The organism is Glutamicibacter sp. MNS18, from assembly GCF_026107515.2.
Taxonomy (GTDB): Bacteria; Actinomycetota; Actinomycetes; order Actinomycetales; family Micrococcaceae; genus Glutamicibacter.
The window spans coordinates 1-776 of the sequence record NZ_JAPCHW010000039.1; the positions used below are offsets into that span (position 1 = coordinate 1).

A 776-nucleotide genomic window follows, 5' to 3' on the forward strand; every position below is an offset into this window, starting at 1 on the left:
CGGACGCTAGTTCGGGTGGAGTCATCGTTGAAATACCACTCTGGCTGTACCGGTCACCTAACTTCGGACCATGATCTGGTTCAGGGACAGTGCCTGATGGGTAGTTTAACTGGGGCGGTTGCCTCCTAAAGAGTAACGGAGGCGCCCAAAGGTTCCCTCAGCCTGGTTGGCAATCAGGTGGCGAGTGTAAGTGCACAAGGGAGCTTGACTGTGAGAGTGACAGCTCGAGCAGGGACGAAAGTCGGGACTAGTGATCCGGCGGCACCGTGTGGAAGGGCCGTCGCTCAACGGATAAAAGGTACCTCGGGGATAACAGGCTGATCTTGCCCAAGAGTCCATATCGACGGCATGGTTTGGCACCTCGATGTCGGCTCGTCGCATCCTGGGGCTGGAGTAGGTCCCAAGGGTTGGGCTGTTCGCCCATTAAAGCGGTACGCGAGCTGGGTTTAGAACGTCGTGAGACAGTTCGGTCCCTATCCGCTGCGCGCGTTGGAAATTTGAGAAGGGCTGTCCTTAGTACGAGAGGACCGGGACGGACGAACCTCTGGTGTGTCAGTTGTACTGCCAAGTGCACCGCTGATTAGCTACGTTTGGAAGGGATAACCGCTGAAAGCATCTAAGCGGGAAGCCTGCTTCGAGATGAGATTTCCATGCACCTTTTGGTGTGAGAGGCCCCCAGCTAGACCACTGGGTTGATAGGCAGGATGTGGAAGCAAGGACTGAAGACTTGTGTAGCTGACCTGTACTAATAGGCCGATGACTTATCAACACACAAC

Annotated in this window: 1 rRNA gene; it reads left to right on the forward strand. The window is 55.3% G+C overall.

The annotated features are described in order from the left end of the window. Positions 1-769, forward strand: a 23S ribosomal RNA gene (locus OK351_RS17875); the annotation flags it as partial. Positions 770-776: the final 7 nt, after the last annotated feature.